The following is a 25,503-nucleotide window of genomic DNA, read 5'->3' as shown; positions in this document are numbered from 1 at the left end:
CTAAAATTCTCTAAAAGGTCCTCTCCAGAAAAAACACTCTCTGGAGAGAACCCACTACTCATTCAGCAGGGCGCCAAAGCCTTAGCCACACGGGAGTTGGTTTCCCGCCCCAGCTGTTCAGAAATAAAGTTCCCAGCCTCTGCCAGCAACTGTATATCCACGCCGGTTTCAATACCCATGCCATTGAGCATATAAAGCACATCCTCACTGGCAACATTACCGGAAGCGCCGCGGGCATAGGGGCAGCCGCCCAGGCCGGCTACGGCGGAATCTACTACTGCGACACCCATTTGTAAGGCCGCGTAGATATTGGCCAGTGCCTGGCCGTAGGTATCGTGGAAATGTACCGCAAGTTTTTCCACAGGTACACGGGCCATCACCTGCTCCAGCATACGCTTGGCGGATTCCGGGGTGCCGACACCGATGGTGTCGCCGAGGGAAATTTCGTAGCAACCCATTTCCAATAGAGCGGCACTAACTTCTGCCACTTTGGCCGGATCAATATCGCCTTCATAGGGACAACCAAGTACGCAGGATACGTATCCGCGCACAGGTATACCGTCTTGCTTGGCTTTTTCCACCAGTGGACGGAAGCGTTCCAGGCTCTCAGCAATACTGCAATTAATGTTTTTCTGGGTGAAGGCTTCTGAGGCCGCACCGAAAACGGCGACCTCATCCGCTTTGGCTTCCACGGCGCGCTCATAGCCTTTTAAGTTTGGCGTGAGCGCGCTGTAGATAACACCCTCATTGCGCTGGATACCCGCCAACACTTCCTCACTGGCGGCCATCTGCGGTACCCACTTGGGGCTGACAAAACTGCCGGCTTCAATAACCGACAACCCGCTAGCACTGAGTTTGTCTACCAAAGCGATACGGGTCTCCACAGAGATAGGCTGCTTTTCATTTTGCAGACCATCGCGGGGCCCCACTTCGACGATTTTGACTTGCTTGGGCAAAGTCATTATTGCTCCTCCCCGGCAAAATCCACCAGCAGGCTGCCGCCATCCACCAGCTCACCTTCGGCGCAGAAGAACTGCTGCACGGTGCCGGATGCTGGAGCCCGCAGGGTGTGTTCCATTTTCATGGCTTCCATTACCAGTAGTGGCTGGTCTTTTTCCACCGTAGAGCCGGGCTCAACCAGCAGCGAAATTATGGTGCCGTTCATGGGGGCATCAAGGCCGTGGGCCTGGTCATTACTCTCGCCGATATCCGGTGGCAGCAACTTGAATTCCACCTGGGTACCATCAATAAATACAGCACCGCCATCGCGGGTATCCACGGCGGAGAAACTCATGCGACGGCCGTCCACCAACATTAAGTCGCGTCCCGGCAGCAGGCGAATCTCACCGCCTTTTTGTTCCTCAGGCAAGGCATCGCAAGTCCAGCGCAGGCTATCGCCCTCCGCAACAAAGCGAATTTGAGCGTGCTGGCCGCGGTAGTCCACCGTCTGGGTGCGACTGCCAGCCAGAGCATTGCGCCAGTTATCACCATTATGCCAAGGGGAGAAAGGATCTCGCTGCGGTGCGCTGTTGCGCAGATCGCGCTCTTCACACTGCTGCAAATAACCGGCAATAGCGGCGCACTTCAGCGGCGTCAGTGTCTGCTCCTGATGCAGCACTTCCGCCTCGTAGTCCTCGATAAAGTGCGTCGAAATACAACCGCTGGCAAATGCCTGGTGATTGATCACTCGGCGCAGGAATTCGATATTGTGGCGCACACCGGCAATCTGGTAATCACGCAGTGCGCGATCCAGTTTGGCCAAGGCTTCTTTGCGGGTGCGGCCGTGGCAGATCAATTTGGCAATCATCGGGTCGTAATGCACACTGATTTCATCGCCGGTCTGCACACCGGTGTCCACCCGCACGCCCTCGCCTTCCGCCGGGGGCTGGTGACGCACCAATACGCCGGTTGCCGGCAGGAAATCATTGTCCGGGTCCTCGGCGTAGATACGCACTTCCATGGCGTGGCCGTTGATCTGCAGCTCATCCTGGCTCATGGGCAGGGTATCGCCAGCGGCAACTGACAGCTGCCAGGCCACCAGGTCCTGGTCGGTGATCATTTCCGTCACCGGGTGCTCTACCTGCAAACGGGTATTCATTTCCATAAAGTAGAAGGCACCGCTGGCATCCAGCAGGAACTCCACCGTGCCGGCACCCACGTAACCAATCGCGTGGGCCGCGCGCAGGGCCGCTTCACCCATGCGGGCGCGCAGCTCCGGAGTCATGCCCGGTGCGGGAGCTTCTTCCACTACTTTTTGATGGCGGCGCTGCACCGAGCAATCCCGTTCAAACAGGTAGACACCGTTGCCCTGCTGATCGCAGAACACCTGGATTTCCACATGGCGGGGACTCACCACATAGCGCTCCAGCAGCATGATGTCGTCGCCAAAGGCATTCATGGCCTCACGCTTGGCTGCAGCTAATGCTTCGTGGAATTCATCGGCGCTGTCGACACGGCGCATGCCCTTACCACCACCACCGGCAGCGGCTTTCAGCAATACCGGGTAACCGATGCGATTGGCATGGCCTTCCAGCAGCTCTTCATTTTGGTTTGTGCCGTGGTAACCAGGCACCAGGGGCACATTGGCCTCTTCCATAATACGTTTGGCGGCGGACTTGGAGCCCATCGCCTCAATCGCGCCGGTGGGCGGGCCAACAAAAATAATGCCGGCGCTATCGCAAGCGCGGCAAAACTCGGCATTTTCCGACAGGAAGCCGTAACCTGGATGTATGGCATCAGCACCAGTCTGCTTAGCAGCACCCAATACCTTGTCGATATCCAGGTAGGAATCCCTGGCCGGGGCCGGGCCCAGGTGTACCGCTTCGTCCGCCATCTGCACATGCAGGGCGTCGGCATCCGCATCGGAATAGACGGCGACAGTGGCCACCCCCAGGCGGCGGGCGGTCTTGATAATACGGCAGGCAATTTCGCCGCGATTAGCTATTAACAGTTTGCGAATCATAAAATTATCCTTCGCCGCCATTCATCCATTTGGGTGCGCGCTTCTCTAAAAACGCACTTAGCCCTTCCTGCCCTTCCGGCGATACACGCACGGCAGCGATCAACGCGCTGGTCTGGCCCTGCAATTCATCGTTGATAACCCGGTTGGACATGGACATGGCCAGTTGCTTGGCCATGGCGACCGCCTTGGGGCCATTATCGGCAATGGCATTCACTAATTTCTGCACATGCAGGTCCAGCTCGCCCTCGGCGCAGACTTCAGATATCAAGCCCATCTGTTCTGCGCGCTCGGCGGAGAAGCGCTCCGCAGTGACAAAGTAACGGCGCGCGCGGCGAGTGCCGATCGCATTGATGACATAGGGGCTGATGGTAGCGGGCAGTAACCCGATTTTGACTTCCGACAAACAGAAGCTGGCGCGCTCAGAGGCCACGGCCATATCACAGCAGCTCACCAGACCCACGGCCCCGCCAAAAGCGGCGCCCTGTACTCGCGCAATGGTGGGAGCTGGGAAAGTGTCGAGCTTGTACAGCATGGCAGCAAGCGCGGCCGCGTCGCGGCGGTTTTCCTCTTCTGAATAAGTCGCCATGCGCTTCATCCAGTTGAGGTCAGCTCCGGCAGAAAAGCTCTTGCCATTGGAAGCCAGTACCAACACACGAACAGCAGGATTTTGCGCCAGAGTGTCAAAGGTGGTGGCCAGCTCGTGAATCAGTTCATCGTCAAAAGCGTTGTGGATTTCCGGCCGATTCAGGGTGACCGTGGCCACGCCCTCGCTATCCACTTCGCACAGCAATTTATCGCTCATTGTAATTCCTCGATTGGGGCGTTTCTCTCTAGCGGCACCGGGGTAGCCCGCGGCACCGCAACCACAGTTCCTTACATACGGAACACGCCGAACTTGGTCTCTTCCGGCTCTTTGTGGCTGGCCGCCGCCAGGCACAGGCCTAGCACGCGGCGGGTATCCGCCGGGTCGATAACGCCGTCATCCCACAAACGTGCAGAAGCGTAGTAGGGGTGCCCCTGATGTTCGTAGTTATCCACAATCGGCTGCTTAAACTGCTGCTCTTCCTCTTCGCTCCAGGATTCACCTCGCGCCGCCATCTGGTCGCGCTTCACCTGGGCCAATACGCCAGCGGCTTGTTCTCCCCCCATAACCGAGATGCGCGCATTGGGCCACATAAACAGGAAGTTGGGATCGTAGGCGCGGCCACACATCCCATAGTTACCGGCGCCGAAAGAGCCGCCGATGAGGATGGTAATTTTGGGCACCTTGGCGGTAGCGACAGCGGTCACCATCTTGGCGCCGTGTTTGGCGATGCCGCCCGCCTCGTACTGTTTGCCCACCATAAAGCCGGTGATATTTTGCAGGAAAACCAATGGAATCTTGCGCTGCGCACACAGCTCTATAAAGTGCGCGCCCTTCTGCGCACTCTCCGCAAACAGGATGCCGTTATTGGCAACAATTCCCACCGGGTAGCCCTGGATACGGGCAAAACCGGTTACCAGAGTGGTGCCGTACAACGCTTTAAATTCATCGAACTCGGAGCCGTCCACAACTCGCGCGATAATCTCGCGCACGTCAAACGGCTGGCGCGAATCTTTAGGCACCACACCGTAAATATCTTCCGGTGGATAAATCGGCTCCACCGGCTTTTGGATATCCAGGCCGGGGCTTTTGATACGGTTCAGGCGCGCTACAGAGCGACGCGCTAACTGCAAAGCATGTACGTCGTTATTGGCGTAGTGATCGGAAACCCCGGAAGTGCGACAGTGCACCTCGGCACCGCCGAGTTCCTCCGCGGAAACTTCTTCACCGGTGGCCGCTTTCACCAGGGGCGGGCCTGCCAGGAAGATGGTGGCCTGCTCTTTCACCATAATGGATTCGTCTGCCATGGCCGGCACATAGGCTCCACCGGCGGTGCAGCTCCCCATCACCACCGCGATCTGCGGAATATTCTGTGCAGAGAGATTGGCTTGGTTAAAGAAGATGCGACCGAAATGCTCGCGGTCTGGGAAAACGTCGTCCTGGCGCGGCAGATTGGCACCACCGGAATCCACCAGGTAAATGCACGGCAGATTGTTCTGTTCGGCAATGGTCTGCGCGCGCAGATGTTTCTTTACCGTGAGCGGGTAATAGGTACCGCCTTTTACCGTGGCATCGTTGGCGACGATGACACAAGGCTGACCGGAGACGGTGCCGATGCCGGTAATAATGCCCGCGGCCGGGACATCTTCACCATAAACCTCGTAAGCGGCCAGCTGGGAAAATTCCATAAAAGGGCTACCCGGATCGAGCAGCGCATCGATACGGTCCCGTGGCAATAATTTTCCTCGCGCCAGGTGTTTTTCCCTTGCGCGTTCGCCGCCGCCCTGGGCGATGGCTTCCACTTTCTCACGCAGGTCTGCCACCAGCGCCTGCATCTGCTCGCGGTTTTCGCCAAAGGCGACATCGCGCGTATTTATTTTGCTCTGCAACTGATTCATAAAGTCCGATTCACTTTCCCGGAGAAAAGACCTCCACGGAGCGCGGCTTATCGCCGCAATGTCCGTGGAGACAGCTGCCGCCGACAGGCGCCGGCAGCGAGAAGAAATGCCCAGCCTTAGCGGGTCTCGTTAAACAGCTCGCGACCAATCAGCATACGACGCACTTCAGAAGTGCCCGCGCCGATTTCGTAGAGCTTGGCATCGCGCAGCAGGCGACCGGTGGCGTACTCGTTGATGTAGCCATTGCCGCCCAGAGTCTGGATAGCCTGCAGGGCCATCTGGGTTGCGCGCTCTGCAGTAAACAGGATTACTGCGGCGGCATCCTTGCGCGAGTCCTCACCGCGATCACAGGCACGCGCCACGGCGTAGAGGTAAGCACGGCTGGCATTCAGGTCGGCATACATATCGGCGATCTTGCCCTGCATCAGCTGGAATTCGCCGATGGCCTTGCCGAACTGCTTGCGCTCGTGGATATAGGGAACCACCACATCCAGGCAGGCCTGCATAATACCGACAGGGCCACCGGAGAGAATGGTGCGCTCGTAGTCGAGACCGCTCATCAAAACGCGTACGCCGCCGTTCAATTCACCGAGAATATTTTCTTCCGGCACTTCACAGTCTTCGAACACCAGCTCACAGGTGTTGGAACCGCGCATACCCAGCTTGTCGAGTTTCTGCGCCTGTGAGAAGCCGGCAAAACTGCGCTCAACGATAAATGCGGTAATACCGCCGGAGCTGATACCCGGCTCGGTGCGCGCGTAAATCACATAGGTGTCGGCATCGGGTCCATTAGTGATCCACATTTTATTGCCGTTCAAAACAAAGCGATCGCCGCGCTTTTCCGCGCGCAATTGCAGACTCACTACGTCGGAACCAGAATTCGGTTCGCTCATAGCCAAAGCGCCTACATGTTCACCGGAACACAGCTTGGGCAGGTACTTGAGCTTCTGCTCGCGGGTACCATTTTTGCGAATCTGGTTTACACACAGATTCGAGTGGGCACCGTAGGACAAGCCCACAGAAGCGGAGGCGCGAGAAATTTCTTCCATGGCCACAGCGTGTGCCAGGTAACCCATATTGGAACCGCCGAACTCCTCTTCCACGGTCATACCCAGAAGGCCCAGCTCACCGAATTTTTTCCACATATCGGCGGGGAACAGGTTGTCTTCATCGATCTGCGCCGCGCGCGGGGCCAGCTCCGCCTGGCAGAACTTGTAGACCATGTCGCGGAGCATATCGATGTCTTCACCGAGGCCGAAATTCAGGGTTGGATAGGAGGTATTCATAATGGCTCCAATAATTATTAGAAAAGTCTTTTAAACTGGCGGCACCTGCAACCACTCGATACATCGGGTGACACGCTAAACCTCTGCGGGTCACAGGCTTTCGCAGGCGCCTGTCGAAATTTTTAACCGGTGAACTAGGGGCTTTCCTCGTTGCGGCTCTTTACCAAAGCCGCTTGTGCACGGGCTTCGGCTTCACCGAGTTCCCCCATCAGGCTCTCAATATCCCGCAGCTGCTGCTGCAACTGTGCCCGCTTCTGCGCTATACGCTCCAGCAGGCGCTGTAACTGCTCTACATTGCCATGAGCGGGGTCGTACATATCGATAATCTCGCGGCTCTCATCGAGGGAAAAACCCAGGCGCTTGCCCCGCAAAATCAGCTTCAGCCGTATACGTTCTTCAGGGCTGTAGACACGGGTCTGACCATGCCGCTCCGGTTTGAGCAGGCCCTTGTCCTCATAGAAACGGATGGCGCGGGTGGTTATCTCAAACTCCCGCGCCAGCTCCGAAATGCTGTAACTCTGGGGCTCTACGATGCTGGCTTTGGCTTTCATAAGTACTTCCTCGAGACGCAACAGAGCCTAACAAGAGTTTACGTTGACGTAAACGTAAAGCAAACGCCAAAAATAACTGCGAGGGGCTATTCAGTCATTAACCCATCGCAGTAATCGGAAGGGAGAGATCAGACGCCCAACAGCTGTTGCAACTGATTGTCGAGCAACTTTTGATAGGAGGGTGTAAGGCCTGTGATTTCCAGAGCCCAGCCAGCACCGTGGTGCTCAATACGCCCAGCCAGAGAGCTATCCTCCAGCAACTCAGGATGTAAAAACAAACCACGCGATTGGTTTAGTAGCTGTTCAGCAGAAAAATCTGGCGTGCTTGGCTCACAAGGCGCCACCGCCAGGGCCAACTTCAAACCGGTAGCGCGGCTGACACTCTGCATCTCCCGCAGCAACAGGCCACAGCAGACCGCACGAAACGCCGAATCGGCGCCGGAAAACCCCAAACCAACTTGCGGCCCTGCACAACTCAATGGATGGGCACCGTAGATCCGACGCAGCAACTGCATACGTCCATCCAATTCCCGCTGAATTCCTTCGAGCGCACTGCGACTCAATTGGTTGGTCAATTGAGCCCAATTCAATGGCCGCAGGTACAGGCCTATAGAGTCTTGCTTTTGCTCGGGAAGATCCGCAGAGGAAAGAGGCTCTTCCGCTGGCAAACTGCGCTGCGCGGAAAAACCCCCTGTCATCAGTGCCGCCACTGCACTAAATGGCAGGGCAAATACCAGCGTCAGCAATAAGCTGGCCCAGGGAAAGCTGACGTCCGCACCAGGAATCAGGGCTACGGTAACATTGCCGGCGATACTGTCATGCAGCACTACCGGCACACTGATGGTCTCGCCACTCTTCAGATCACCAACTTCCGCCAGGCTATTGGATTCCACATCCTCAACAGCAACACCGCTGATAGCGGGCAATTCCAGCAGCTGCCTGGCCAACAGCTGCATACTGATACGATCATCGGCAACAATACGCTCCAGGCTCTGCCCGGCGAGAAAACTGGCCGCAACCTGCGCAGAGACCCGGTCTCTCTCCACCGCATCAGCATGGCGCTGCGCATAGTAATGACCGAGAGCCACACTGCAGAACAGCGCCAGTATCAGCCAGATCATCGCAGCCAGCAGACGCTGGCGGGTACGTTTAGATAAACGCGCAAACTGCTCTGGCAACCTGCGCAGAAGGGAAATCATCGATACAGACATAAATACGGCTTTAATACCTTGCCTTGTTTTTTATTACCTTGCGTTTTTGGAACTCTCCACAGCCAAGGGCCCTGGCGCAATTTTATCCTCACAAAGCGCGAATAATACGCAGTGTAATTTCCTGTGCCGTTGGTCGATCCCGCAACAAAATAGTTCCACACGGGATTTTTTAATTTGTAATAAATAAGCGGGCCCAACCTGCGGCGCTGATTTTAACGAAGATTCCCGCTAGAGCTATAATGCGTCGCTTATTGAATAAATTGGGGACCTTCGCTATGGGCGTCGAGACTAAAGCACAAGAATTTCATCTGCCCCTGGCGCAAATTACCCAGTCACGCTTCGACTGTTCTGTGCGCTACCTCACCTATAGCGGCGGCCATGCACTGCTGGGGTTGGAATACGACAATACAGCCCCCTTTTTGGACGCCGTCAGTTGCCAATTGAATTTACCCAGCGTGATACCATCAGACGTGCAATCGCCCTGGTGCCTGACCTTCCTAAGCCCAGCAGCCACCCTGTCACAACTGCAGCGCCTGCTGAATTTTTGTGCTGAACAACACTGGCATATCGATGTCATCGACACCCTAGCCCACCGGCACGAGTGCACGGTCATCCGCTTTCAGTTCAGCGCTGAACTGGAGTTTTCCCCGGCACGTTTTGCCTGCCTACAACTGGCCGAAGTAATTGGAGCCGATCTGGTCTTGCAGGAGGGCACCAGTCAGAGAGTACCGGCACTGGCTGGCTTCGATATGGATTCCACTCTGATCGATGCAGAGGTGATCGACGAGCTAGCCAAGATTACCGGAATCGGCGACCAGGTGGCGGCCATCACTGCGGCCGCCATGCGCGGCGAATTGGATTTTCGCGATAGTTTCAAAAAACGTATGGCGTTGCTAAAAGGTTTTTCCGAACAGCGCCTGGCAGAAATTGCCAAGCAACTGCCACTAAAAGATGGGGCGCAAAACCTGTTGCACTGCCTGCGCAAACTCGGCTGCAAAACTGTCATTTTGTCCGGCGGTTTTACCTACTTCGCCAATTTCCTACAAAGGGAACGCCTGGCTGTTGACCTGATATACGCCAATGAACTCGAGTTCGCCGAGGGCGCGCTCACCGGTGAAGTGATAGAGCCTATCGTGGACGGAATGCGCAAGCGGTTATTGCTGGGGGAAACTGCAAAGGAGATGGGAGTGCCGCTGGAAAAAGTGGTTGCCGTTGGGGATGGGGCAAACGATATCCCCATGTTGAACCTGGGTGCCCTGGGTATCGCCATACATCCGAAACCCAAAGTCCGCAGGGAGGCACCGCAAGCTATCACTCTATTTGGACTAGATGCGGCGCTTTACCTGTTCGGTCTCAACGACCAGCAAATTGCCGAATTGGGACAGCCTTCTTAAAGGTGTCCCAAAAAGGTTTATATCACCGCGTGTGGGAAGGGGAATGAGCGCGGCTTAGTGTTATCCGAGCAGGCACTGGGTTCATACTCGCAGCCTGCTGCCAAAAGGCTGAGAAAAGCCAATATTAAAATCCGCCTGTACATAGGTACCTCCCTTTGCCTAAATGGATTTTTATTCGAGCAGCAGGGTACGCAATGGGTTCCGTTTTGAACAGCAGTTTAATGATTTTTATGCCAGAAAATTGACGTAAAATTCTTTCTTTTGTACCAGTTTGTTCAGCTTTGCTACACAACCGATTACACAGGCCTTTTTTAGCATTGCGCGCCAGCCAAATCCAACCCGAAACCAGCTTTAGCAGATTCATTGAGTTAATCTTGGCAAGAGGAAAAACGGGCAGATAAAGCTAGGGAAAGCTCGTAGGTGGCCAGTGTTGCGCTGGCAACAACCAGTATGGAGAGTGGCGATTCTGGTGCACAGCACCAAAATCGCACAAGTGTTGAAGACAGAGCTAACCTTCTTTTTTACCGTAGATTACCAGGCTGTTCACTTTTACCGTCAGCGGGTGATACCCCTCCTTGGCGCGTTCAAAAATACGCGCTGCCACATCCTGTTTGCCGGTTTCAACCATATTGCGGTATAGCGGGCGCAGGAACTTGTTGCGGCCGATGCTGGTGAGGAAGTTTTCCAGGCGATTGAATGCCGGCTCGTAGTCGTTGCGCACGGCAATCATCAGCCAGCTAAAGGCCACTTCGTTATTGCGGGATTGGGTCAGGCCAAAGGCGCTGTCCAGTTCCTTCAATTGCGTTTCAGTCAACTTTTCCGGCATACCGTCGAGGAAGTACTTCCACTGGTGGAAGGTCCAGCCCTTGGTGTCGATATCCTTCGCTACCAATTTGCCGTCCAACCACTGCTGACGCACTGGGTCCAACTTGCTGAAGGCATCGGACTGCGGGTGCGGCGCACCTTCAGGAATACCCGGCTCGAAAATCCACTGGTGAATGCGCTCGCGATCCAACTTATCGGCGTGCTCAACCAACAAGGTCTTGTCGAGGTACTTAACGAAATCCTCGGTGGTAATGCTCTGGAAGGAGAAGTGGTTGAAGTACTCCATCAGGAAGCGGTCGAAAGCTTCGCGGCCCACGTTCTGTTCCAATTCGTACAGGAACAGAGAGCCTTTTTCATAGGGGATATTGGAGAAGACTTCATCGGGATCACGGCCGCGCAGGTCGATCGCCATAATCTCATCGCGGGGCTCTTTATCGGCCAGATCCGCCTGCAGGTCGTCATAACCCAGGGCCATTTCCATCTGATAGCGCTCATCGCCGTAGACGAACTGCATGATGCGGTTGGTCAGGTAGGTGGTGAAGCCTTCATTCAGCCACAGGTCGCGCCAGCTGGCATTGGTCACCAGGTTGCCGGACCAGGAGTGGGCCAATTCGTGGGCAATCAGGGCTACCAGGCTCTTATCGCCGGCAATCACCGTCGGAGTGATAAAGCTCAGGCGCGGGTTTTCCATACCGCCGAAGGGGAAGCTGGGCGGCAGAATCAGCAGATCGTAGCGGTCCCAGTGGTAGGGGCCATACGCCTTTTCGGTCACTTCCAGCATGGATTCGGTATCGGCAAACTCCGCCGCTGCAGATTCCAGCATGGAAGGCTCGGCGTAAACACCGGTGCGCTCACCCAAGGGCTTAAACTGCAGGTCGCCTACTGCCAGGGCAATCAGGTAAGAGGGAATGCGCTGGGGCATTTCAAAATCGTAAACGCCATCTTTGGCCGCCTGCGGATCGTTGTTCGCACTCATTACCGCACGCAGTTCTTTCGGGGTGCGAACGGTAGCGTTGTAGGTGAGACGAACTTTCGGGGAATCCTGCAGCGGGATAAAGCTGCGCGCGTGAATCGCCTGGGCCTGGGTAAACAGGAACGGATGCTTTTTACCCGCGGTCTGCTGCGGTTCCAGCCACTGAACGCCAGAGGCGCCCGGCACTGTGCGGTAGCGGATAGTAATGCTGTCGGCATCTTCCGGCAGCTCGATATTCAGCGGAGTGCCCAGGTGGCTGTCTTTCTCACCCATGGAGAACTTCACCGGCGCGCCATTAGCCGATACAGAAACCACTTCCAGCTCGCGGGTATCGAGCACCATCGGCAGGTTCTTATCGTTGAGGCGTTTGAAGTCCAGCTTGGCTTCGCCCTCAAGTACCTTCCGAGAGAAGTCGACAGTCAGGTCCAGATCCAGGTGCTGCACCTGGTAGTCATTGCTATTGGCGAAGGAGTGATAATCCACACCGGATTGCGGCGCCTTTTCTGCAACGCTTTTCTTCTCGATCACCGCAGCCACTTTTACCGACGTATCGGCGCTGTCAGCTTCGACCTTGGTCGGTTCATTCTTGGAACAACCTGAGGCTACGGCGAGGCCGCCGACGATCAGGCTGGTGCATAGTAAACGGGGCAACATGGGTCTACTCCCTGGGTTCAGCTTTTCAATTTGCGCCACAGGATACCCGAGAGTAAGCGCTTGCGGAACGACAGCGGGAAAGACCATTGCTGGATACCGGTCACAATGAAGGTGTACAGAGTCTCGCCAGCGGCGATCGTGCTCTCAGGAGCAATAAAAATAGACATATGTCTCAACTTATCGGTTGGCGGACGAATTTGCCGACTAATCCGCACCTACAACACAAAAATCCCCCCATCAATTAACAAAGCCTTCACTTTCCCTATTCAGACTGCGGGCCCTCTAAAACAAGCACATAAAGGAGAGTCCCATGTCACTATCCCGGAGGCGGTTTTTACAATTTTCCGGCGCCGGCCTGGCATCGCTGCCACTACTGAAAGCCTATGGTGCTGGCCTGCAGCCATTCCAACACGGCGTAGCCAGCGGAGATCCCCTAGCGGATCGCGTTATTCTCTGGACCAGGATCACCCCCTCCGATGATCCCGCCTTCCAGTCCATGGTGCCCTATAGCTGGCAGATCGCACTGGACCCGGAAATGGCCATGGTGGTTAACAGCGGCAGTGGTCTCACCGGCCCAGAAGTGGATTACACCATCAAGGTGGACGCATCAGGACTACAGGCAGGCACTAGTTACTACTACCGTTTCTACTCCAACGATATCGATTCACCGATCGGCCGCACCCGCACCCTGCCCACCGGCCATGTGGAGCGCCTGCGCTTCGCCGTTACCAGCTGCTCCAATTACCCGATGGGCTACTTCAATGTGTATCGCGAGATCGCCCTGCGCGCCGATCTGGATGTAGTACTGCACCTGGGAGACTACATCTATGAATATGGTCCCGGTGGTTTTGGCACCGGTAGTGGCCTCGGACGCGAGCCAATTCCCGCCAAGGAAATGGTGGATATTCAGGACTATCGCCAGCGCTACGCACAATATCGCTCAGACCCCGATCTACAGGAAGTCCACCGCCAGCACCCGTTTATTTGCGTATGGGACGACCACGAAACCACCAACAATGCCTGGGCCGGTGGTGCGGAGAACCACAACCCCCAAGACGGCGAAGGCGAATGGGCGGTGCGCCGCTCTGTGGCAAACCAGGCCTACTTTGAATGGATGCCAATCCGCGATAACGGCATCCTCGATTTATTTGGTGACAAGGCCATTTACCGCAGCTTCCGCTTTGGCAACCTGATGGATTTGATGATGCTGGATACGCGAATTGCCGCGCGTGACGAGCAGGCCAATTGGTTCGACCAGAAGACCGCCGATAATCCCGATCGCAGTATCCTCGGCGCACAACAGGAGCAATGGCTGCACAGCGGCCTGACGCAATCCCAAGCGGACGGTGTGCGCTGGCGGGTACTGGGGCAGCAAGTGATGATGGCGCAACTGACTCTGGCCAAAGATCTGTCGATCAATATGGACCAATGGGATGGTTACACCGCCTCCCGCGAGCGCCTCTTCGATCACATCAGCAACCACAATATCGACAATTTTGTCGTGCTCACCGGAGATATCCACAGCTCCTGGGCCTGGGACCTGGCCAGCAATCCATTCAATATTCTCGAGTACGGCCGCCTAACCGGCCGCGGTGCCCTGGGCGGCGAGTTTGTCACCCCGGGAGTAACCTCCAGCTTCCTGGACAAGTCCCATTTAACTGATGTAGCCGCCATCGCCATGGATGGACTGATTCCTCATCTGAAGTGGGTTGACGTAACCCAGCGCGGCTACCTGCTGATGGATGTATCCCACTCTCGCACCAAAGCCCACTGGTACCATGTGGATACTGTCACCAGTAAGAGTTACAACACCAACCTGGCGCGAATCTATAAGCAAAAGGCCGGCGTCAACCACATACAAAGAGCCTGGAGTGAGAGTAGTGCTCCCGCTGAAGTGCCTGCACCGGCTCCAGGCTATGCCACTCTGGCGCGCAACGCCATTGCCGCCCTGCGCAGCCGCTATCAGGTTTAAGCGGCATAAAAAAAACGCGCGGCCCACCGAGTCGCGCGGTTTTCTCTCGCCAATTAAGAGCCGGATCAATCCAGGCTAAAGTCGAAATTCATCTCATCTGCCGGAGCCTGCACATAGTAACCCTGGATATAGTCAGTGCCGGTTTGCCAAAGAGTGGGCAACATGCTGGCCTGCTCGATATGGGGCACGATCACCTTGGTATTCGCCTCACCCAGGCGCTGTACCAACCCTGCAAGGGTGTCGCTACTCTCGCCCTCGTCCTGCACTTCGCGCACAAATGACGGGTCGATCTTGGCGATATCCACCTTCACATGCTCCAGCGCCTTAAACGGGTTCAGGCCGGTACCGAAGTGACAGACTGAAACACGACAGCCGATCTGCTGTACCTGGGTAGTGAAGTCCCGCGCAGCGTGTAAATTGCTGGTGATATCCTCCTGGCGCAACTGAAAAACCACCGAAGCGGGTATCAACTTGGCGGCCTTGAAGGCCACCCCCAGCCAGGCCGGCAGGCTGTTATCGAGTAGTGAAGCGGTAGTGAGGTGCAACAACAGCGACACCTCCTTGCCCTCGGCCCTAGCGGCGGCTGCGGCCTTGATCGCGGTAAGGATCACCCAGCGATCCATCTTTGCCGACAGCCCCGCATCACCCAGCTCCTGCAGAAAAGCCAGCGGCGCCAGTTCCTCTTTTTCATCAAGCATACGTACTAAAACCTCGTACATCTGCTCGCCGGTGCCCTGCAGACTCAGGATCGGCTGGTATAGTAGCTTGAGGTTGCCCGCTTCCAGCGCCTGCACCACACGGGCGCGGTGATAGGTACCGGCATCGGCGCTGTTTTCGGTATCCGGCTCATAAAGGGCAAAAGCACCGCCCTGAGCGTCTTCGCCGAGGGCCTGTTTATGAGCCGTTTGTGCCTGCTCCAGCACCTGCTGGGAGCCACTGGAAGCCTCGCTCAGTAATGAAATCCCAATCGAGGCGGTCACCTGCTGGGTCTTGCCGGCGGCATCGAAAATGGTGTCAGCAATTCGCTTGAGTATGTCTTTAGCACGCAGCTCGATACTATCCGGCGTGGTATCGGAGCTCAGCAGGCAGAAACTGTCATCACTGTAACGTGCCAGGGTGTCACCGCTGCGCTGGCAGCCCTGTAATAATTCGGCCATGGCTTTCTGCAGTGCGTCGGCACCAGCCACACCCACAACTTTTTGCACCTCCTCAGCAAAGCGATCCACCTGAATAAACATTAAGCCACCGGTGCGATGTGAATCCGCCGAAGCCTTGATGGTGGAGTCCAGTAGCTGCAAAAAATGCTGGCGGTTATATAGGCCAGTGAGAGGGTCTCGATTTTTAATATCGCTGAGCTGAGCTTCCAGCTGTTCAGTATCGCCGCGACGACTGGCAATGCGCACTTGCAAACAGCGCTCATCCTCGTAAGTCGTACTGAGTACCTCTGCACGGGTGGGCAGTGGATCGCCGCTAACAGTTCTGGCAGTAAACTGCCACTCCTTGGCTTCAACTTCATTGTTGTCGATAGCGCAGCGCTTGAGAAATTCCCGTGCGCCCTCCTGCTCATTTTCCGCCAACATATCGATCAGCGGTTGGTATTCGATATCCTCACCAGTTTCATAGCCGAAACGCTCGGCAAAGGAATCGTTAGCATATACCAGTAGGCCGTCGGAGACATAGGCTATGGCATCTTTGGAGCTGTCGAGTAATTCTTTAGCCCGCTTGAGTGTGGCGTGATATCGACGGTCGTGTAGCCGCGCCTGGCGGCGGTTTTCGAGAGCCGACATCTCGCGCTGGATCACCAACAATAGGTGTTGATCTTCATCCACCGTCACCACGTCCCTCGCGCCCAGTTTCAGCCCTTCAACCACCGGCTGAGAGCCACTGCGCTCACTAAGCAGAATCACCGGAATATCTTTTTGCAGTTTACTGATAGTGCGTAGAGTTACTGCTGGAGGAATCTGAGTGCTACCTTCTGAGGCGATCACTAGGTCCCAGGTTTTATCTTGCAGCAAGCGGGTAAAAACCGCTTCATTAGCGACATGCTGGGCACGATTGGGCCTGCCTGCATTGTGCAACATGCTCACCAGGCGCTGTGCCTCTGAAGGCATATCGTGAATCAGAAGGAGTCGGATAGTGTCGTTGCTATTCATTATTTGCTCTATTTATTCAGGGCAGCGCACCGCAACCCCATGCGGTAGTTTAGGGGGCCCCTGTGGTGGCATACAAGAGCACATATGGGTGGCACGCGTGATTCAAGTCACACTATTCTTCCTGCCAAAAACACGCCCGAGAGTATTTTTTTTGCGAATAAGTAATCACTGAGCAGGCCGGCAGCTGCTTTTCTGGCCCGCGGGCTGTGCGGCGCAATTAATCGGCAGCCACTATATAGATAGGCCCTGCCGTGTATTTAGCACAGATCAATTTGACGCCATTTTTCTATCCTCTGCCCCTCAGGATTTTTATTAATCGACTTTAGAAGGTTTGACGCAAGCCTCTATTGGCGACTTGGAAGCGACACCCGGCACTTCTCGCACCAGCTTCGGCACCAAATAACCCGGTAGGCGCCGGCGCAATTGCTCAACGATTTCCACTGCCACGCTATCACTCACTTCGAAGTGGGCCGCACCGTTGACCCTGTCCAACTGATGCAGGTAATAGGGCAACACACCCGCATCAAACAGGGTTTCACTGAGGGCCTCCAGGGCTTCGCAGCTATCATTGACGCCGCGCAGCAACACCGCTTGATTTAGCAGAGTCACTCCCGCTTCGCGTAACCTGAGCAGGGCCCCACGCACCTCAGCATCAATTTCGTTAGCGTGATTACAGTGCAAAACCAGCACTGGCTTCAGGCGCGACTGGCTGAACCAGGACAGCATTTCATCAGTAATGCGGCTAGGCGCCACAATGGGTACACGACTGTGCACGCGCAATTTATTTAGATGGGGGATCTGTACCAGCTCACCGGCGAGCCAACCGAGTTGGCGATCATTCAATACCAGTGGATCACCACCGCTCAAAATCACCTCGCGCAACTCTGTGTGTGCGCGCACATAATCAAGCGCTGCAGACCACTGTTTGCGATTCAAATGATTATCGCCATAGGGAAATTCCCGGCGAAAGCAGTAACGACAATTTACCGCGCACTGTCCCGCTGTAATAAACAGCAGGCGACCGTGATATTTATGTACCACCCCCGGCAGTGGATTCGCCTCAGCTTCTTTTAGCGGGTCTGCACTATAACCCGCTACTACTTCCAACTCTGCAGCGCCAGGCAAAACCTGCAACAACAGCGGATCATTTGGGTCGGCAGGGCGTATACGGCGGAGAAACGGGCGCGGTACCCGTAAAGCAAACTTGTCATTGGCCCGTTGCGCCCAAGGCATCTGCGCCGGGTCAAGCTGCAGCAACCGGATCAACTCTTCGGGATCAGTGATCAGGTCTGAAAGTTCATCCTGCCAGCGGCGGGCTTCGGAGATGTCGATCATTTCGCTGTCGACGGCTGGGGATTTCACCATAGGAATACGCACGGAAGGGAGCAACACTAAAGAAGCCATTGTACCAGAAGCTGCCCCCAGCACAGACGCTCCAGGTATTCGGCCTACCAAGCCTGATAGCGGTACCCAAAAGGCGGAAAACTGTCGATCAAAGTTACCGAGCCAAAACCAATAAAACCACACAGTCACAATGGTTTTAAAGCCAATTAATATCGGGTTCAGTCAGGCCCACACCCTGACTTTCAGTAACAAGGAGTGTAAACCAAGCCTGTGCCAAATATTTTTTTTCTCACAATTATTCAACTTTGTCACATAAACAACGAAAAAAAATCGACAAAAAAATAAACGCCACACTGACCTTGAGATTAGAAAATCTCAATATCGCCCTTTCAACATAGGCGCACAGCCTGCGCTGCAAGCGAAGTAACGACTTCACTACCACCAAAGTAAAAAATCACTCCGAATCAATAAAAGTTGTTACTAACAAAAAAATAACTACCAGTATAAAAATATTACTACTCATACAAATTTCCTTAGGAAAATCTTCACAATTCCCCCATTCACAACAGGGTTAATACGGTGTTAATTTAACCAAAGACAAAGCGATAACAACCTTGTCTTTCTTGAATTCAGTGCACTCGAATTTCAATAAAAAAATAAACCGGACATCTTCCTCGTCCAATAAAAATGGAATTACATAAAGGAATAATTCGATGGAAATGCAGCTTGAATTACTTGAGGCAAATAAAGATTTACTGATTGAGCAAACTCGTGCTCACCCATTCCTCAAGCGCTGCCGCGATGGCTCTATAACCATGGAAGAGCTGAAAATTTTCCTGGTCCAACAGGGAATTTACAGCAGCTACTTCGTGCGTTACCTGTGTGCGATGATGGCCAACCTCCCCAGTAATCAAGAAGTACATGAGCTGGCTGAAAACCTGATGGAAGAACTGGGTTTGGAACCCGACAGCCCCAAGCCCCACGCTGAGATTTACCGCGAGACTCTCGAGCATTTTGGTCTGAGCTTGGAAAATGCAGAAATTCTGCCGGGCACCCAGCACCTGATCGACACTATGTTCCAACACTGCCGCGACCTGCGTGCCAGCTCGGGACTGGGCGCACTATGCCTGGGCGCAGAGGCACTGGTACCGGACCTTTATAGCGATATCGTAGCCGGCTTCCGCGCCCGCGGCGTGGCAGACGAACAGTTAACTTTCTTTCTGCTGCATATCGAATGCGACGACGGCCATGCTGAGACCATCCGCGATATTATGGTCGATATCGGCAGTAAAGATGCCTCCCAGCTTGATGTCATGCTCGATGCGGGACGCCGTCTGGTGCAGGCCCGCCAACAGTTCTTCGATTCTATCGAAACTGCCTACCGCACCTCGAAACAGAGTCAGCCCCAAGCGATCCCCGCCTAAGCCGTGTTTGCCCGGCCATTTATTGTGGCTGGGCACAATACAGGGATGTATTTACCACAGTGAAATCACTGTGCTTGCTGCAAAAAATTAAAAAGATTGAACGGCACTTTCCCAGAGTTCCACCGCGCACGGCAACCGGTGAACATTCTGTGCCGTAAATATTGGAGTTAAAAATGGCTGAAACACTATCAATGAATAAAAGCGAGCTGATTGAACGCGCCAGCGAATCCATGAAGCAGCATCTGGGCGTGCCCGATTGGACTCTGCGTGAGAAACTTGCGCTCACCTGCCGTATTCTTTTTGCCCACGGACACGACTCCGGTCTGGCCGGACAGATCACCGCCCGAGCAGAAACAACAGGAAATTATTACACCCAGCGCCTGGGCCTGGGTTTTGATGAAATTACCGCGTCCAATTTGCTGGAAGTGGACGAAGATCTCGAAGTCCTTTCCGGCGACGGCATGGCCAACCCTGCCAACCGCTTCCATACTTGGATTTACCGTGCACGCCCGGATGTTAAGTGCATAGTGCACAGCCATCCAATTCATATCTCTGCACTGTCCATGCTGGAGCGCCCACTGAAAATTTCCCACATGGACGCCTGCATGCTGTACGACGACATCGCCTTCCTCAAGGAGTGGCCAGGCGTGCCGGTGGGCAACAGCGAGGGCGAGTTGATTGCTGAAGCGATCGGTGACAAACGCGCTATTCTGCTCGCTCACCACGGCCTGATCATTGCCTGCCGCTCCGTCGAGGAAGCCTGCTCCATGGCCCTCCAGTGCGAGCGCGCCGCCCAGTTGCAAATGCTGGCGGAGTCCTCTGGCACCATTCAGGATATAAAACCGGAACTCGGCCGCGAAGCCCACGACTGGATCCTGCAGGAAAAACGCAGTCAGGCTACCTTCGCTTACTATGCCAGACGCCTGCTGCGGGATATCGACAAAAGCAACGATAATCCGCTTGGCTAATACACAGCCACCGCTACTTTTTTCAGTCCGCGGGCCCAAACCTGCGGGCTCGCAAGCAGCTCCAGCCAAGATCTGTACAAGCGGCCATAACAACTCTTCAAATCGCCGCACGGAGTCGTTCAAGCCGCCGCCCTCCTGTATAATCTCGCCCCAACATTTTAGGGCCGCAGGTAAAGTCTCTGCGCCGCGGCCTAACGAGTCGCCTGCAGCTACCATTTATGGCGGGAGCGCACGGGATTCCCAGGGCTGGAGCGGGCCGCGGCCGGGCTTTTGCGAGGGAAAAACTCGTTAAAAATCATAGAGATACATGACTTATAAGGGCTCTAATTGCTATGGCTAATTACTCTACCAACGAATTCAAGGGCGGCCTCAAGGTAATGCTCGACGGCGATCCCTGCTCGATTGTAGAAAACGAGTTCGTCAAACCTGGCAAGGGCCAGGCATTCAACCGCGTTAAACTGCGCAACCTGAAAACCGGCCGAGTTTGGGAGCGCACCTTCCGCTCCGGCGAAAGCTTGGAAGGCGCAGATGTTATGGACCGCGAGATGGAATACCTCTACAACGATGGAGAGTTCTTCCACTTTATGGAGCCCGAAACCTTCGAACAGCATCAGGCCAGCACTGACGCAGTGGGCGACGCATCCAAATGGCTGAAAGAGCAGGATATCTGCACTGTAACCCTCTACAACGGTTCTCCGCTGGCAGTCACTCCGCCCAACCACGTCATTCTGGAAATCACTGACACCGATCCCGGCCTGCGCGGCGATACCGCCCAGGGCGGCACCAAGCCGGCTACCCTGGCTACCGGCGCTGTGGTTAAAGTGCCGTTGTTCCTGGAAATCGGCGAGACCATCAAAGTAGATACCCGCACCGGTGAATACCTGGGCCGCGCCAAAGAAGATTAATTTCCCACCTCTCGCGGGCGGCCACCGGCCGTCCGCCACCTGAGCCAATCCCATGACCTCTAACCTCTGGCGTCCTAGCGCCACCATTGAAGCTCTGCGCCATCGCGCCGCGTTACTGGCTGAAATTCGTCAATTTTTTACTGTGCGCAAGGTGCTGGAAACCGAAGTGCCAGTGCTTTCACGCCGCGCTACCAGCGACCCGCATATCGATTCCATTCCCACCCAATGCGGTGGTGACAACGCCTACCTGGCCAGCAGTCCAGAGTTTGGGCTGAAGCGCTTGCTGGCCGCTGGTTTCGGCGACTGCTACTACCTGGGCAAGGCGTTTCGCCAAGGTGAAGCAGGCAGCCGCCACAACCCGGAATTCACCATGTTGGAATGGTATCGCTGCGGCTGGGATGATCGACGCCTGATGGACGAAGTGGCCGATCTACTGAGCGAAGTACTAGAAATCCAACAAGTGCAGTTACTCAGCTATCGGGAGTTATTCCAGCGCGAATTACAGCTGGACCCCCATAACGCCAGCGATAGTGACTTACACCGCTGTGTCGAGCAGGAGATGGACCTGGCCTTCAGCCCCGCTGATCGCAGCGAATGTCTGGACTTGCTGATGAGCCATCGCCTGGAGCCCACCATGGGTGAGGGTATTACGCTGCTGTACGACTTCCCCGCAGACCAAGCGGCGCTTGCCAAGGTGCTTCCCGACGAAAGTGGCACCCCAGTGGCAAGGCGCTTCGAAGCCTATGTGGGCGGATTGGAGCTAGCCAACGGTTATTGGGAATTGACCGATAGTGCGGAACAGCTGCGCCGTTTCCAAGCGGACCATGCCTATCGCCAAAAGCACGGCCTCAATCTCTATCCCTATGAGGAGCGATTAGTGGAGGCATTGCGGGCGGGGATGCCGGAGTGTGCCGGTGTGGCACTTGGTGTGGATCGTTTATTGATGTTGGCCGGTGGTTACAAAACCATCGAAGAGGTGATCGCCTTTCCTATTGAACGCGCTTGACCCTCGTTAGACTCTACAGAACAACAAACTGATCAGCCCCCTCAAGGTGTGTAAACATAGCGCGCCACCTCGCCCACAGCAAAAAAGCCGCAATCCAATGGCAACTGCTGGCGTTCCGCAGGTACCAGCGCCACTAGACTGCGGTGATGACTGCTCTGAGCCTGCTCCAGCAGATAGTGAAACAGAGCCCGACCAATCCCCTGCCCTCGGTAGTCTTGCAGAGTCACCAGATCGTAGAGTCCCAGAGCATCGGCGGAGGCAAACAGGCAGCCCGCCGCCACCGGAGTATCCTGCAACCGTGCCAAAAAGAACCTGAGCCGCGCTCGGCGCTGTTCGGGAATCTCCGCCAGTGCCGTGTAAAATTTTTTTAGCTCCGCGGCTTCCAGGGCACTGCCGCACCCCGCCGCCTGTACTTCTGCATATTCGGGCAGAGCCTCTTTTTTTACCGGGGACAACACCAACCCATCCACTTTCTGTGCGGCCCCCTGCACTGCCAGGCGTTCAATCTCTGCGGCCATCGCCACCTGCGATTGCTTGCGCTGTAATCCCAGCTGCGCCAGAGCCTCGTCATCGAGCGGCTTGGAGGCGCTGTGCCACAAGGTAAATGCGCTGTGGCGCTCGGCAAAATAGTCCAGCGCGAAGCGCTGCAGTATGCGTGGCTGCATCACTGTATTGGAAACCGCCTGGTTAAGACGGCCCGATAAAAGACCAGTATCACTGCGCACAATACCGGTGATCTCTTTGGTGTGATTGGGATTGAGCAGAGCCGCACAATAACTGGCGTGAGCCTCTAGATTGCGGCAGACAAGGTTTTTGGCGCTGAGACTGTATTTCATGGGTACAAGGATAGTTCCGTTTATCCAACTCCCTAAAGAACGAAAAACCCCACACAAGGTGGGGTCGCGATCACTACTTTTCCACTTGCGAAAGCGCGCACTGATCCATAGACATTGCCGGCTGGGCACAAGTCGCCGGCCCCACCACTTTGGCCGGCACACCGGCCACCAGGGTTTTTGCCGGTACCGGCTTTAAGACCACACTGCCAGAGGCCACCTGGGCGCATTCGCCCACTTCGATATTGCCCAGTACCTTGCTGCCGGCGCCAATCAGAACCCCACAGCGAATCTTGGGATGGCGGTCGCCACTCTCCTTGCCGGTCCCCCCCAGGGTTACTGACTGCATGATAGAAACATTGTCCTCCACTATCGCAGTCTCACCAATCACAATACCGGTAGCGTGGTCCAACAGGATACCCTCCCCCACTTTTGCCGCAGGGTGAATATCCACACTGAACACCACCGAGACCCGGTGTTGTAAAAACATGGCCAGCGAACGCCGCTGCTGCCTCCACAACCAGTGCGCCACCCGGTGCACCTGCAGGGCGTGAAACCCTTTGAAGTAGAGGAAGGGCTCGTGCATGGAATTGCATGCGGAGTCCCGTAGGTAAGTGGCATTCAGATCCGCGCGCGCCGCACGACCTATTTCCGGGTCGGCCGCCAGGGCTTCATCGATCACCTCGCGGATCAGCAGTGCCGGCGCCACGGCATTGTCCAACTTGTTAGCCAGGTGAAAGCTGAGGGCCGCCTCCAAGGAGCTGTGATTGAGAATAGTGGCGTGCAGAAAACTGGCCAGGATCGGTTCGCGTTCGACCTGCTGTGCCACTTCGATGCGAATTCGCTCCCATAGTAAATCCGAGTTTGTCTCGGTGCATGAGGCATTCACAGTGGACTCTTCCATATCAAACCGCTCCCAGTGTCAGAGGTGGCTCCAGTAGTGCCGATTGCTGCTCGCGCAGTGCCAGTATATGTTCCGCCCAATAACGAGGCGTGTTAAACCAGGGAAATGCCTGGGGAAAAGCCGGATCCTGCCAGCGGCGCGCCAGCCAGGCAGCGTGGTGCATCTGGCGCAAACAGCGCAATGGTTCCACCAGCTGCAACTGCTGGGGATCAAAACTATAGAAGGTTTCATAACCTTCGAGTACCGCATCAAGGTAGGCGGTTTGCTCGGCGCGATTGCCAGAGATCAGCATCCAGATATCCTGGATGGCCGGGCCCATCAGGCAGTCATCCAGATCCACAAACCAGGGCGTCTCATCGCGCCACAGGAAGTTACCACTGTGACAGTCACCGTGCAGACGCAGTAAGTCCCAGTCACGCTCAAACAACGGGGCGACCTGTTCAATAATATGCCCGGTTACCGAGGCGTAGGCCTCACGGTTTTCCCGCGGTAAAAAATCACCATCCAGGATAAATTCTCGGCTATCAATGGCAAAGTGCTTTAGAGTCAGAGTCGGGCGATGAATAAAGGGCTTAGCGCCACCCACTGCGTGGATACGCCCGAGCATAGTGCCCACCTGCTCCAGATGATCGAAATTATCCAGCTCCAGCTGGCGCCCCCCGCGGCGGGGAAACAAGGCAAAGCGAAAGCCTGCCGACTCCAGCAGGGTATGCCCATCAAACTGCATCGGCGCCACCACCGGAATCTCCGCTTCGGCCAATTCCAGGGTGAAACGATGCTCTTCCTGAATCTGCTCATCACTCCAGCGGCCGGGGCGGTAAAATTTGGCGATCAATGGCTCCGCGCCCTCAATGCCCACTTGGTAGACCCGGTTTTCATAACTGTTTAAGGGAAAAATGCGCGCATCGGAAATCAGCCCGGTGCTCTCGACACAGTCAATCACCACGTCCGGCGTAAGGGCTTCATAGGGATGGTGGCTCTGGGTCATAGCGGGTACCAACTGAATATCGGTTGGCTATGCTAACGCGCTCGCGGGGGCGGGGACAAACACAGAATAGCCCCGCAGCTTTAGCGACACCCAAAGAGGCTGCAGAAGGGGAAGTGGCGTGCAATAGCACTAACCAGAACCACTCTCTGAATTGCAGTTACTAACCGCCACTTGACCGCTGTTGCTGCAATAGCTGAACCATTTGGTCACGACCAAAGACCTCGGCAAAATCCTCTGCCGAATGGCCGGCCCTATTGACCTGTTGCGAATCACAGTCCTGCTTTAACAAGGTTCTTGCCAAGGCAAACTCACCACGAAAAATTGCCGCCATCAACGCGGTATTGCCGCGACGATCCTGTGCACAGGCGTCCGCACCCCTTTGCAACAAATAATCCACAGCTTCCCTGCGGCCGTTATAGGTGGCAATCATCAGTGCCGTATAGCCTTTTGAATTGCGGGTATTTAGGGGAAATCCGGCTTGCGAGAATTCACGCAGCACCTCGGTATCACCAATCCTGGCAGCGGCAAAAAAATACTGGGAGAGTTCGGTAAAGTCAGAGTCATTTTTTTCCGGCTCCACTGCCTGAGCCATTAGAGTTAGCCCCTGGGCGAGAAAGACGATTGCAAATAGAGTTGATCTCATGAGTTCACCTAAACATTTTGGTGGGC

Annotated in this window: 22 protein-coding genes; 6 read left to right on the top strand and 16 right to left on the bottom strand. The window is 55.4% G+C overall.

What is annotated here, in order from left to right:
- Window positions 1-62 precede the first annotated feature (62 nt).
- The 7 genes from MJO52_RS01765 to MJO52_RS01735 all read right to left on the bottom strand — a co-directional run bounded on the left by MJO52_RS01765 (window position 63) and on the right by MJO52_RS01735 (window position 8,491).
- Window positions 63-962, bottom strand: a complete 900-nt coding sequence (locus tag MJO52_RS01765; protein WP_252084287.1) for a hydroxymethylglutaryl-CoA lyase — start codon at window positions 960-962, stop codon at window positions 63-65.
- Window positions 962-2,962, bottom strand: a complete 2,001-nt coding sequence (locus MJO52_RS01760; RefSeq protein ID WP_252084286.1) for an acetyl-CoA carboxylase biotin carboxylase subunit — start codon at window positions 2,960-2,962, stop codon at window positions 962-964. The genes MJO52_RS01765 and MJO52_RS01760 overlap by 1 nt, the downstream gene beginning before the upstream one ends.
- A gap of 4 nt (window positions 2,963-2,966) precedes the next feature.
- On the bottom strand, window positions 2,967-3,764 hold the full coding sequence (locus tag MJO52_RS01755) for an enoyl-CoA hydratase/isomerase family protein (RefSeq protein ID WP_252084285.1): 798 nt from the start codon (window positions 3,762-3,764) through the stop codon (window positions 2,967-2,969).
- Window positions 3,765-3,835: 71 nt separating this feature from the next.
- Window positions 3,836-5,443, bottom strand: a complete 1,608-nt coding sequence (locus tag MJO52_RS01750; protein WP_252084284.1) for a carboxyl transferase domain-containing protein — start codon at window positions 5,441-5,443, stop codon at window positions 3,836-3,838.
- Window positions 5,444-5,559: 116 nt separating this feature from the next.
- The gene (locus tag MJO52_RS01745; RefSeq protein WP_252084283.1) at window positions 5,560-6,729 is read right to left on the bottom strand and encodes an isovaleryl-CoA dehydrogenase; all 1,170 of its coding nucleotides are present in this window, start codon (window positions 6,727-6,729) and stop codon (window positions 5,560-5,562) included.
- 134 nt (window positions 6,730-6,863) lie between these two features.
- Entirely contained in the window at window positions 6,864-7,280 is a 417-nt protein-coding gene (locus MJO52_RS01740) for a MerR family transcriptional regulator (protein WP_252084282.1), read from the bottom strand.
- Window positions 7,281-7,408: 128 nt separating this feature from the next.
- Window positions 7,409-8,491, bottom strand: a complete 1,083-nt coding sequence (locus tag MJO52_RS01735) for a hypothetical protein (RefSeq protein ID WP_252084281.1) — start codon at window positions 8,489-8,491, stop codon at window positions 7,409-7,411.
- A 239-nt stretch (window positions 8,492-8,730) separates the two neighbouring features.
- On the opposite strand from MJO52_RS01735, the gene serB reads away from it, so the two are divergent.
- A complete protein-coding gene (gene serB / locus MJO52_RS01730; RefSeq protein WP_252084280.1) occupies window positions 8,731-9,885 on the top strand; it encodes a phosphoserine phosphatase SerB in 1,155 nt (384 codons plus the stop codon).
- 124 nt (window positions 9,886-10,009) lie between these two features.
- Here the strand turns inward: serB and MJO52_RS01725 are convergent, their stop codons facing one another.
- The 3 genes from MJO52_RS01725 to MJO52_RS01715 form a co-directional block, all read right to left on the bottom strand.
- Window positions 10,010-10,249 (bottom strand): hypothetical protein, encoded by a 240-nt coding sequence (locus MJO52_RS01725; protein WP_252084279.1) that lies wholly within the window; start codon window positions 10,247-10,249, stop codon window positions 10,010-10,012.
- Window positions 10,250-10,393: 144 nt separating this feature from the next.
- Complete coding sequence (locus MJO52_RS01720; RefSeq protein WP_252084278.1) at window positions 10,394-12,337, bottom strand: M1 family metallopeptidase; 1,944 nt, start codon at window positions 12,335-12,337, stop codon at window positions 10,394-10,396.
- 17 nt (window positions 12,338-12,354) lie between these two features.
- On the bottom strand, window positions 12,355-12,552 hold the full coding sequence (locus MJO52_RS01715; RefSeq protein WP_252084277.1) for a hypothetical protein: 198 nt from the start codon (window positions 12,550-12,552) through the stop codon (window positions 12,355-12,357).
- Window positions 12,553-12,647: 95 nt separating this feature from the next.
- On the opposite strand from MJO52_RS01715, the gene MJO52_RS01710 reads away from it, so the two are divergent.
- A complete protein-coding gene (locus tag MJO52_RS01710; protein ID WP_252084276.1) occupies window positions 12,648-14,309 on the top strand; it encodes an alkaline phosphatase D family protein in 1,662 nt (553 codons plus the stop codon).
- Window positions 14,310-14,374: 65 nt separating this feature from the next.
- Here MJO52_RS01710 and MJO52_RS01705 read toward each other — a convergent pair whose 3' ends face one another.
- Complete coding sequence (locus MJO52_RS01705; RefSeq protein WP_252084275.1) at window positions 14,375-16,462, bottom strand: EAL domain-containing response regulator; 2,088 nt, start codon at window positions 16,460-16,462, stop codon at window positions 14,375-14,377.
- 312 nt (window positions 16,463-16,774) lie between these two features.
- Window positions 16,775-17,797, bottom strand: a complete 1,023-nt coding sequence (gene epmB / locus MJO52_RS01700) for an EF-P beta-lysylation protein EpmB (RefSeq protein WP_435583639.1) — start codon at window positions 17,795-17,797, stop codon at window positions 16,775-16,777.
- Window positions 17,798-18,519: 722 nt separating this feature from the next.
- Between epmB and MJO52_RS01695 the strand changes: the two genes are divergently transcribed.
- The 4 genes from MJO52_RS01695 (at window position 18,520) to epmA (ending at window position 22,109) form a co-directional block, all read left to right on the top strand.
- Window positions 18,520-19,230 carry a TenA family transcriptional regulator gene (locus tag MJO52_RS01695; RefSeq protein WP_252084274.1) on the top strand — a complete coding sequence of 237 codons (711 nt, stop codon included), beginning with the start codon at window positions 18,520-18,522 and terminating at the stop codon, window positions 19,228-19,230.
- A 173-nt stretch (window positions 19,231-19,403) separates the two neighbouring features.
- Entirely contained in the window at window positions 19,404-20,198 is a 795-nt protein-coding gene (locus tag MJO52_RS01690; protein WP_252084273.1) for an aldolase, read from the top strand.
- Window positions 20,199-20,530: 332 nt separating this feature from the next.
- Window positions 20,531-21,103 (top strand): elongation factor P, encoded by a 573-nt coding sequence (gene efp, locus MJO52_RS01685; protein WP_252084272.1) that lies wholly within the window; start codon window positions 20,531-20,533, stop codon window positions 21,101-21,103.
- 52 nt (window positions 21,104-21,155) lie between these two features.
- Window positions 21,156-22,109, top strand: a complete 954-nt coding sequence (gene epmA / locus MJO52_RS01680; protein WP_252084271.1) for an EF-P lysine aminoacylase EpmA — start codon at window positions 21,156-21,158, stop codon at window positions 22,107-22,109.
- Between the two features lie 41 nt (window positions 22,110-22,150).
- On the opposite strand, the gene MJO52_RS01675 is transcribed toward epmA, so the two are convergent.
- The 4 genes from MJO52_RS01675 to MJO52_RS01660 form a co-directional block, all read right to left on the bottom strand.
- Window positions 22,151-22,945 carry a GNAT family N-acetyltransferase gene (locus MJO52_RS01675; RefSeq protein ID WP_252084270.1) on the bottom strand — a complete coding sequence of 265 codons (795 nt, stop codon included), beginning with the start codon at window positions 22,943-22,945 and terminating at the stop codon, window positions 22,151-22,153.
- Between the two features lie 73 nt (window positions 22,946-23,018).
- Complete coding sequence (cysE, locus tag MJO52_RS01670) at window positions 23,019-23,846, bottom strand: serine O-acetyltransferase (protein ID WP_252084269.1); 828 nt, start codon at window positions 23,844-23,846, stop codon at window positions 23,019-23,021.
- A gap of 1 nt (window position 23,847) precedes the next feature.
- Window positions 23,848-24,834, bottom strand: coding sequence for a serine/threonine protein kinase (locus MJO52_RS01665; RefSeq protein WP_252084268.1), 987 nt, complete (start codon window positions 24,832-24,834; stop codon window positions 23,848-23,850).
- Window positions 24,835-24,994: 160 nt separating this feature from the next.
- Window positions 24,995-25,477 carry an ankyrin repeat domain-containing protein gene (locus MJO52_RS01660; RefSeq protein ID WP_252084267.1) on the bottom strand — a complete coding sequence of 161 codons (483 nt, stop codon included), beginning with the start codon at window positions 25,475-25,477 and terminating at the stop codon, window positions 24,995-24,997.
- Window positions 25,478-25,503: the final 26 nt, after the last annotated feature.

This window comes from Microbulbifer variabilis, from assembly GCF_023716485.1.
Classification (GTDB): Bacteria; Pseudomonadota; Gammaproteobacteria; order Pseudomonadales; family Cellvibrionaceae; genus Microbulbifer; species Microbulbifer variabilis_B.
Note: the sequence above shows the minus strand (reverse complement) of the source record. Positions and strands in the feature narration are given on the sequence as shown.

What these genes read in the sequence shown, in the direction of transcription:
- serB (WP_252084280.1), top strand. Translation starts at nt 8,731, where the DNA reads ATGCGTCGCTTATTGAATAAATTGGGGACCTTCGCTATGGGCGTCGAG.
- MJO52_RS01725 (WP_252084279.1), bottom strand. Translation starts at nt 10,249, where the DNA reads ATGAATCTGCTAAAGCTGGTTTCGGGTTGGATTTGGCTGGCGCGCAAT.
- cysE (WP_252084269.1), bottom strand. Translation starts at nt 23,846, where the DNA reads ATGGAAGAGTCCACTGTGAATGCCTCATGCACCGAGACAAACTCGGAT.
- MJO52_RS01660 (WP_252084267.1), bottom strand. Translation starts at nt 25,477, where the DNA reads ATGAGATCAACTCTATTTGCAATCGTCTTTCTCGCCCAGGGGCTAACT.
- MJO52_RS01750 (WP_252084284.1), bottom strand. Translation starts at nt 5,443, where the DNA reads ATGAATCAGTTGCAGAGCAAAATAAATACGCGCGATGTCGCCTTTGGC.
- epmA (WP_252084271.1), top strand. Translation starts at nt 21,156, where the DNA reads ATGACCTCTAACCTCTGGCGTCCTAGCGCCACCATTGAAGCTCTGCGC.
- MJO52_RS01665 (WP_252084268.1), bottom strand. Translation starts at nt 24,834, where the DNA reads ATGACCCAGAGCCACCATCCCTATGAAGCCCTTACGCCGGACGTGGTG.
- MJO52_RS01745 (WP_252084283.1), bottom strand. Translation starts at nt 6,729, where the DNA reads ATGAATACCTCCTATCCAACCCTGAATTTCGGCCTCGGTGAAGACATC.
- efp (WP_252084272.1), top strand. Translation starts at nt 20,531, where the DNA reads ATGGCTAATTACTCTACCAACGAATTCAAGGGCGGCCTCAAGGTAATG.
- MJO52_RS01735 (WP_252084281.1), bottom strand. Translation starts at nt 8,491, where the DNA reads ATGTCTGTATCGATGATTTCCCTTCTGCGCAGGTTGCCAGAGCAGTTT.
- MJO52_RS01720 (WP_252084278.1), bottom strand. Translation starts at nt 12,337, where the DNA reads ATGTTGCCCCGTTTACTATGCACCAGCCTGATCGTCGGCGGCCTCGCC.
- MJO52_RS01690 (WP_252084273.1), top strand. Translation starts at nt 19,404, where the DNA reads ATGGCTGAAACACTATCAATGAATAAAAGCGAGCTGATTGAACGCGCC.
- MJO52_RS01740 (WP_252084282.1), bottom strand. Translation starts at nt 7,280, where the DNA reads ATGAAAGCCAAAGCCAGCATCGTAGAGCCCCAGAGTTACAGCATTTCG.
- MJO52_RS01695 (WP_252084274.1), top strand. Translation starts at nt 18,520, where the DNA reads ATGGAAATGCAGCTTGAATTACTTGAGGCAAATAAAGATTTACTGATT.
- MJO52_RS01755 (WP_252084285.1), bottom strand. Translation starts at nt 3,764, where the DNA reads ATGAGCGATAAATTGCTGTGCGAAGTGGATAGCGAGGGCGTGGCCACG.
- MJO52_RS01705 (WP_252084275.1), bottom strand. Translation starts at nt 16,462, where the DNA reads ATGAATAGCAACGACACTATCCGACTCCTTCTGATTCACGATATGCCT.
- MJO52_RS01710 (WP_252084276.1), top strand. Translation starts at nt 12,648, where the DNA reads ATGTCACTATCCCGGAGGCGGTTTTTACAATTTTCCGGCGCCGGCCTG.
- MJO52_RS01760 (WP_252084286.1), bottom strand. Translation starts at nt 2,962, where the DNA reads ATGATTCGCAAACTGTTAATAGCTAATCGCGGCGAAATTGCCTGCCGT.
- MJO52_RS01675 (WP_252084270.1), bottom strand. Translation starts at nt 22,945, where the DNA reads ATGAAATACAGTCTCAGCGCCAAAAACCTTGTCTGCCGCAATCTAGAG.
- MJO52_RS01765 (WP_252084287.1), bottom strand. Translation starts at nt 962, where the DNA reads ATGACTTTGCCCAAGCAAGTCAAAATCGTCGAAGTGGGGCCCCGCGAT.
- epmB (WP_435583639.1), bottom strand. Translation starts at nt 17,797, where the DNA reads ATGATCGACATCTCCGAAGCCCGCCGCTGGCAGGATGAACTTTCAGAC.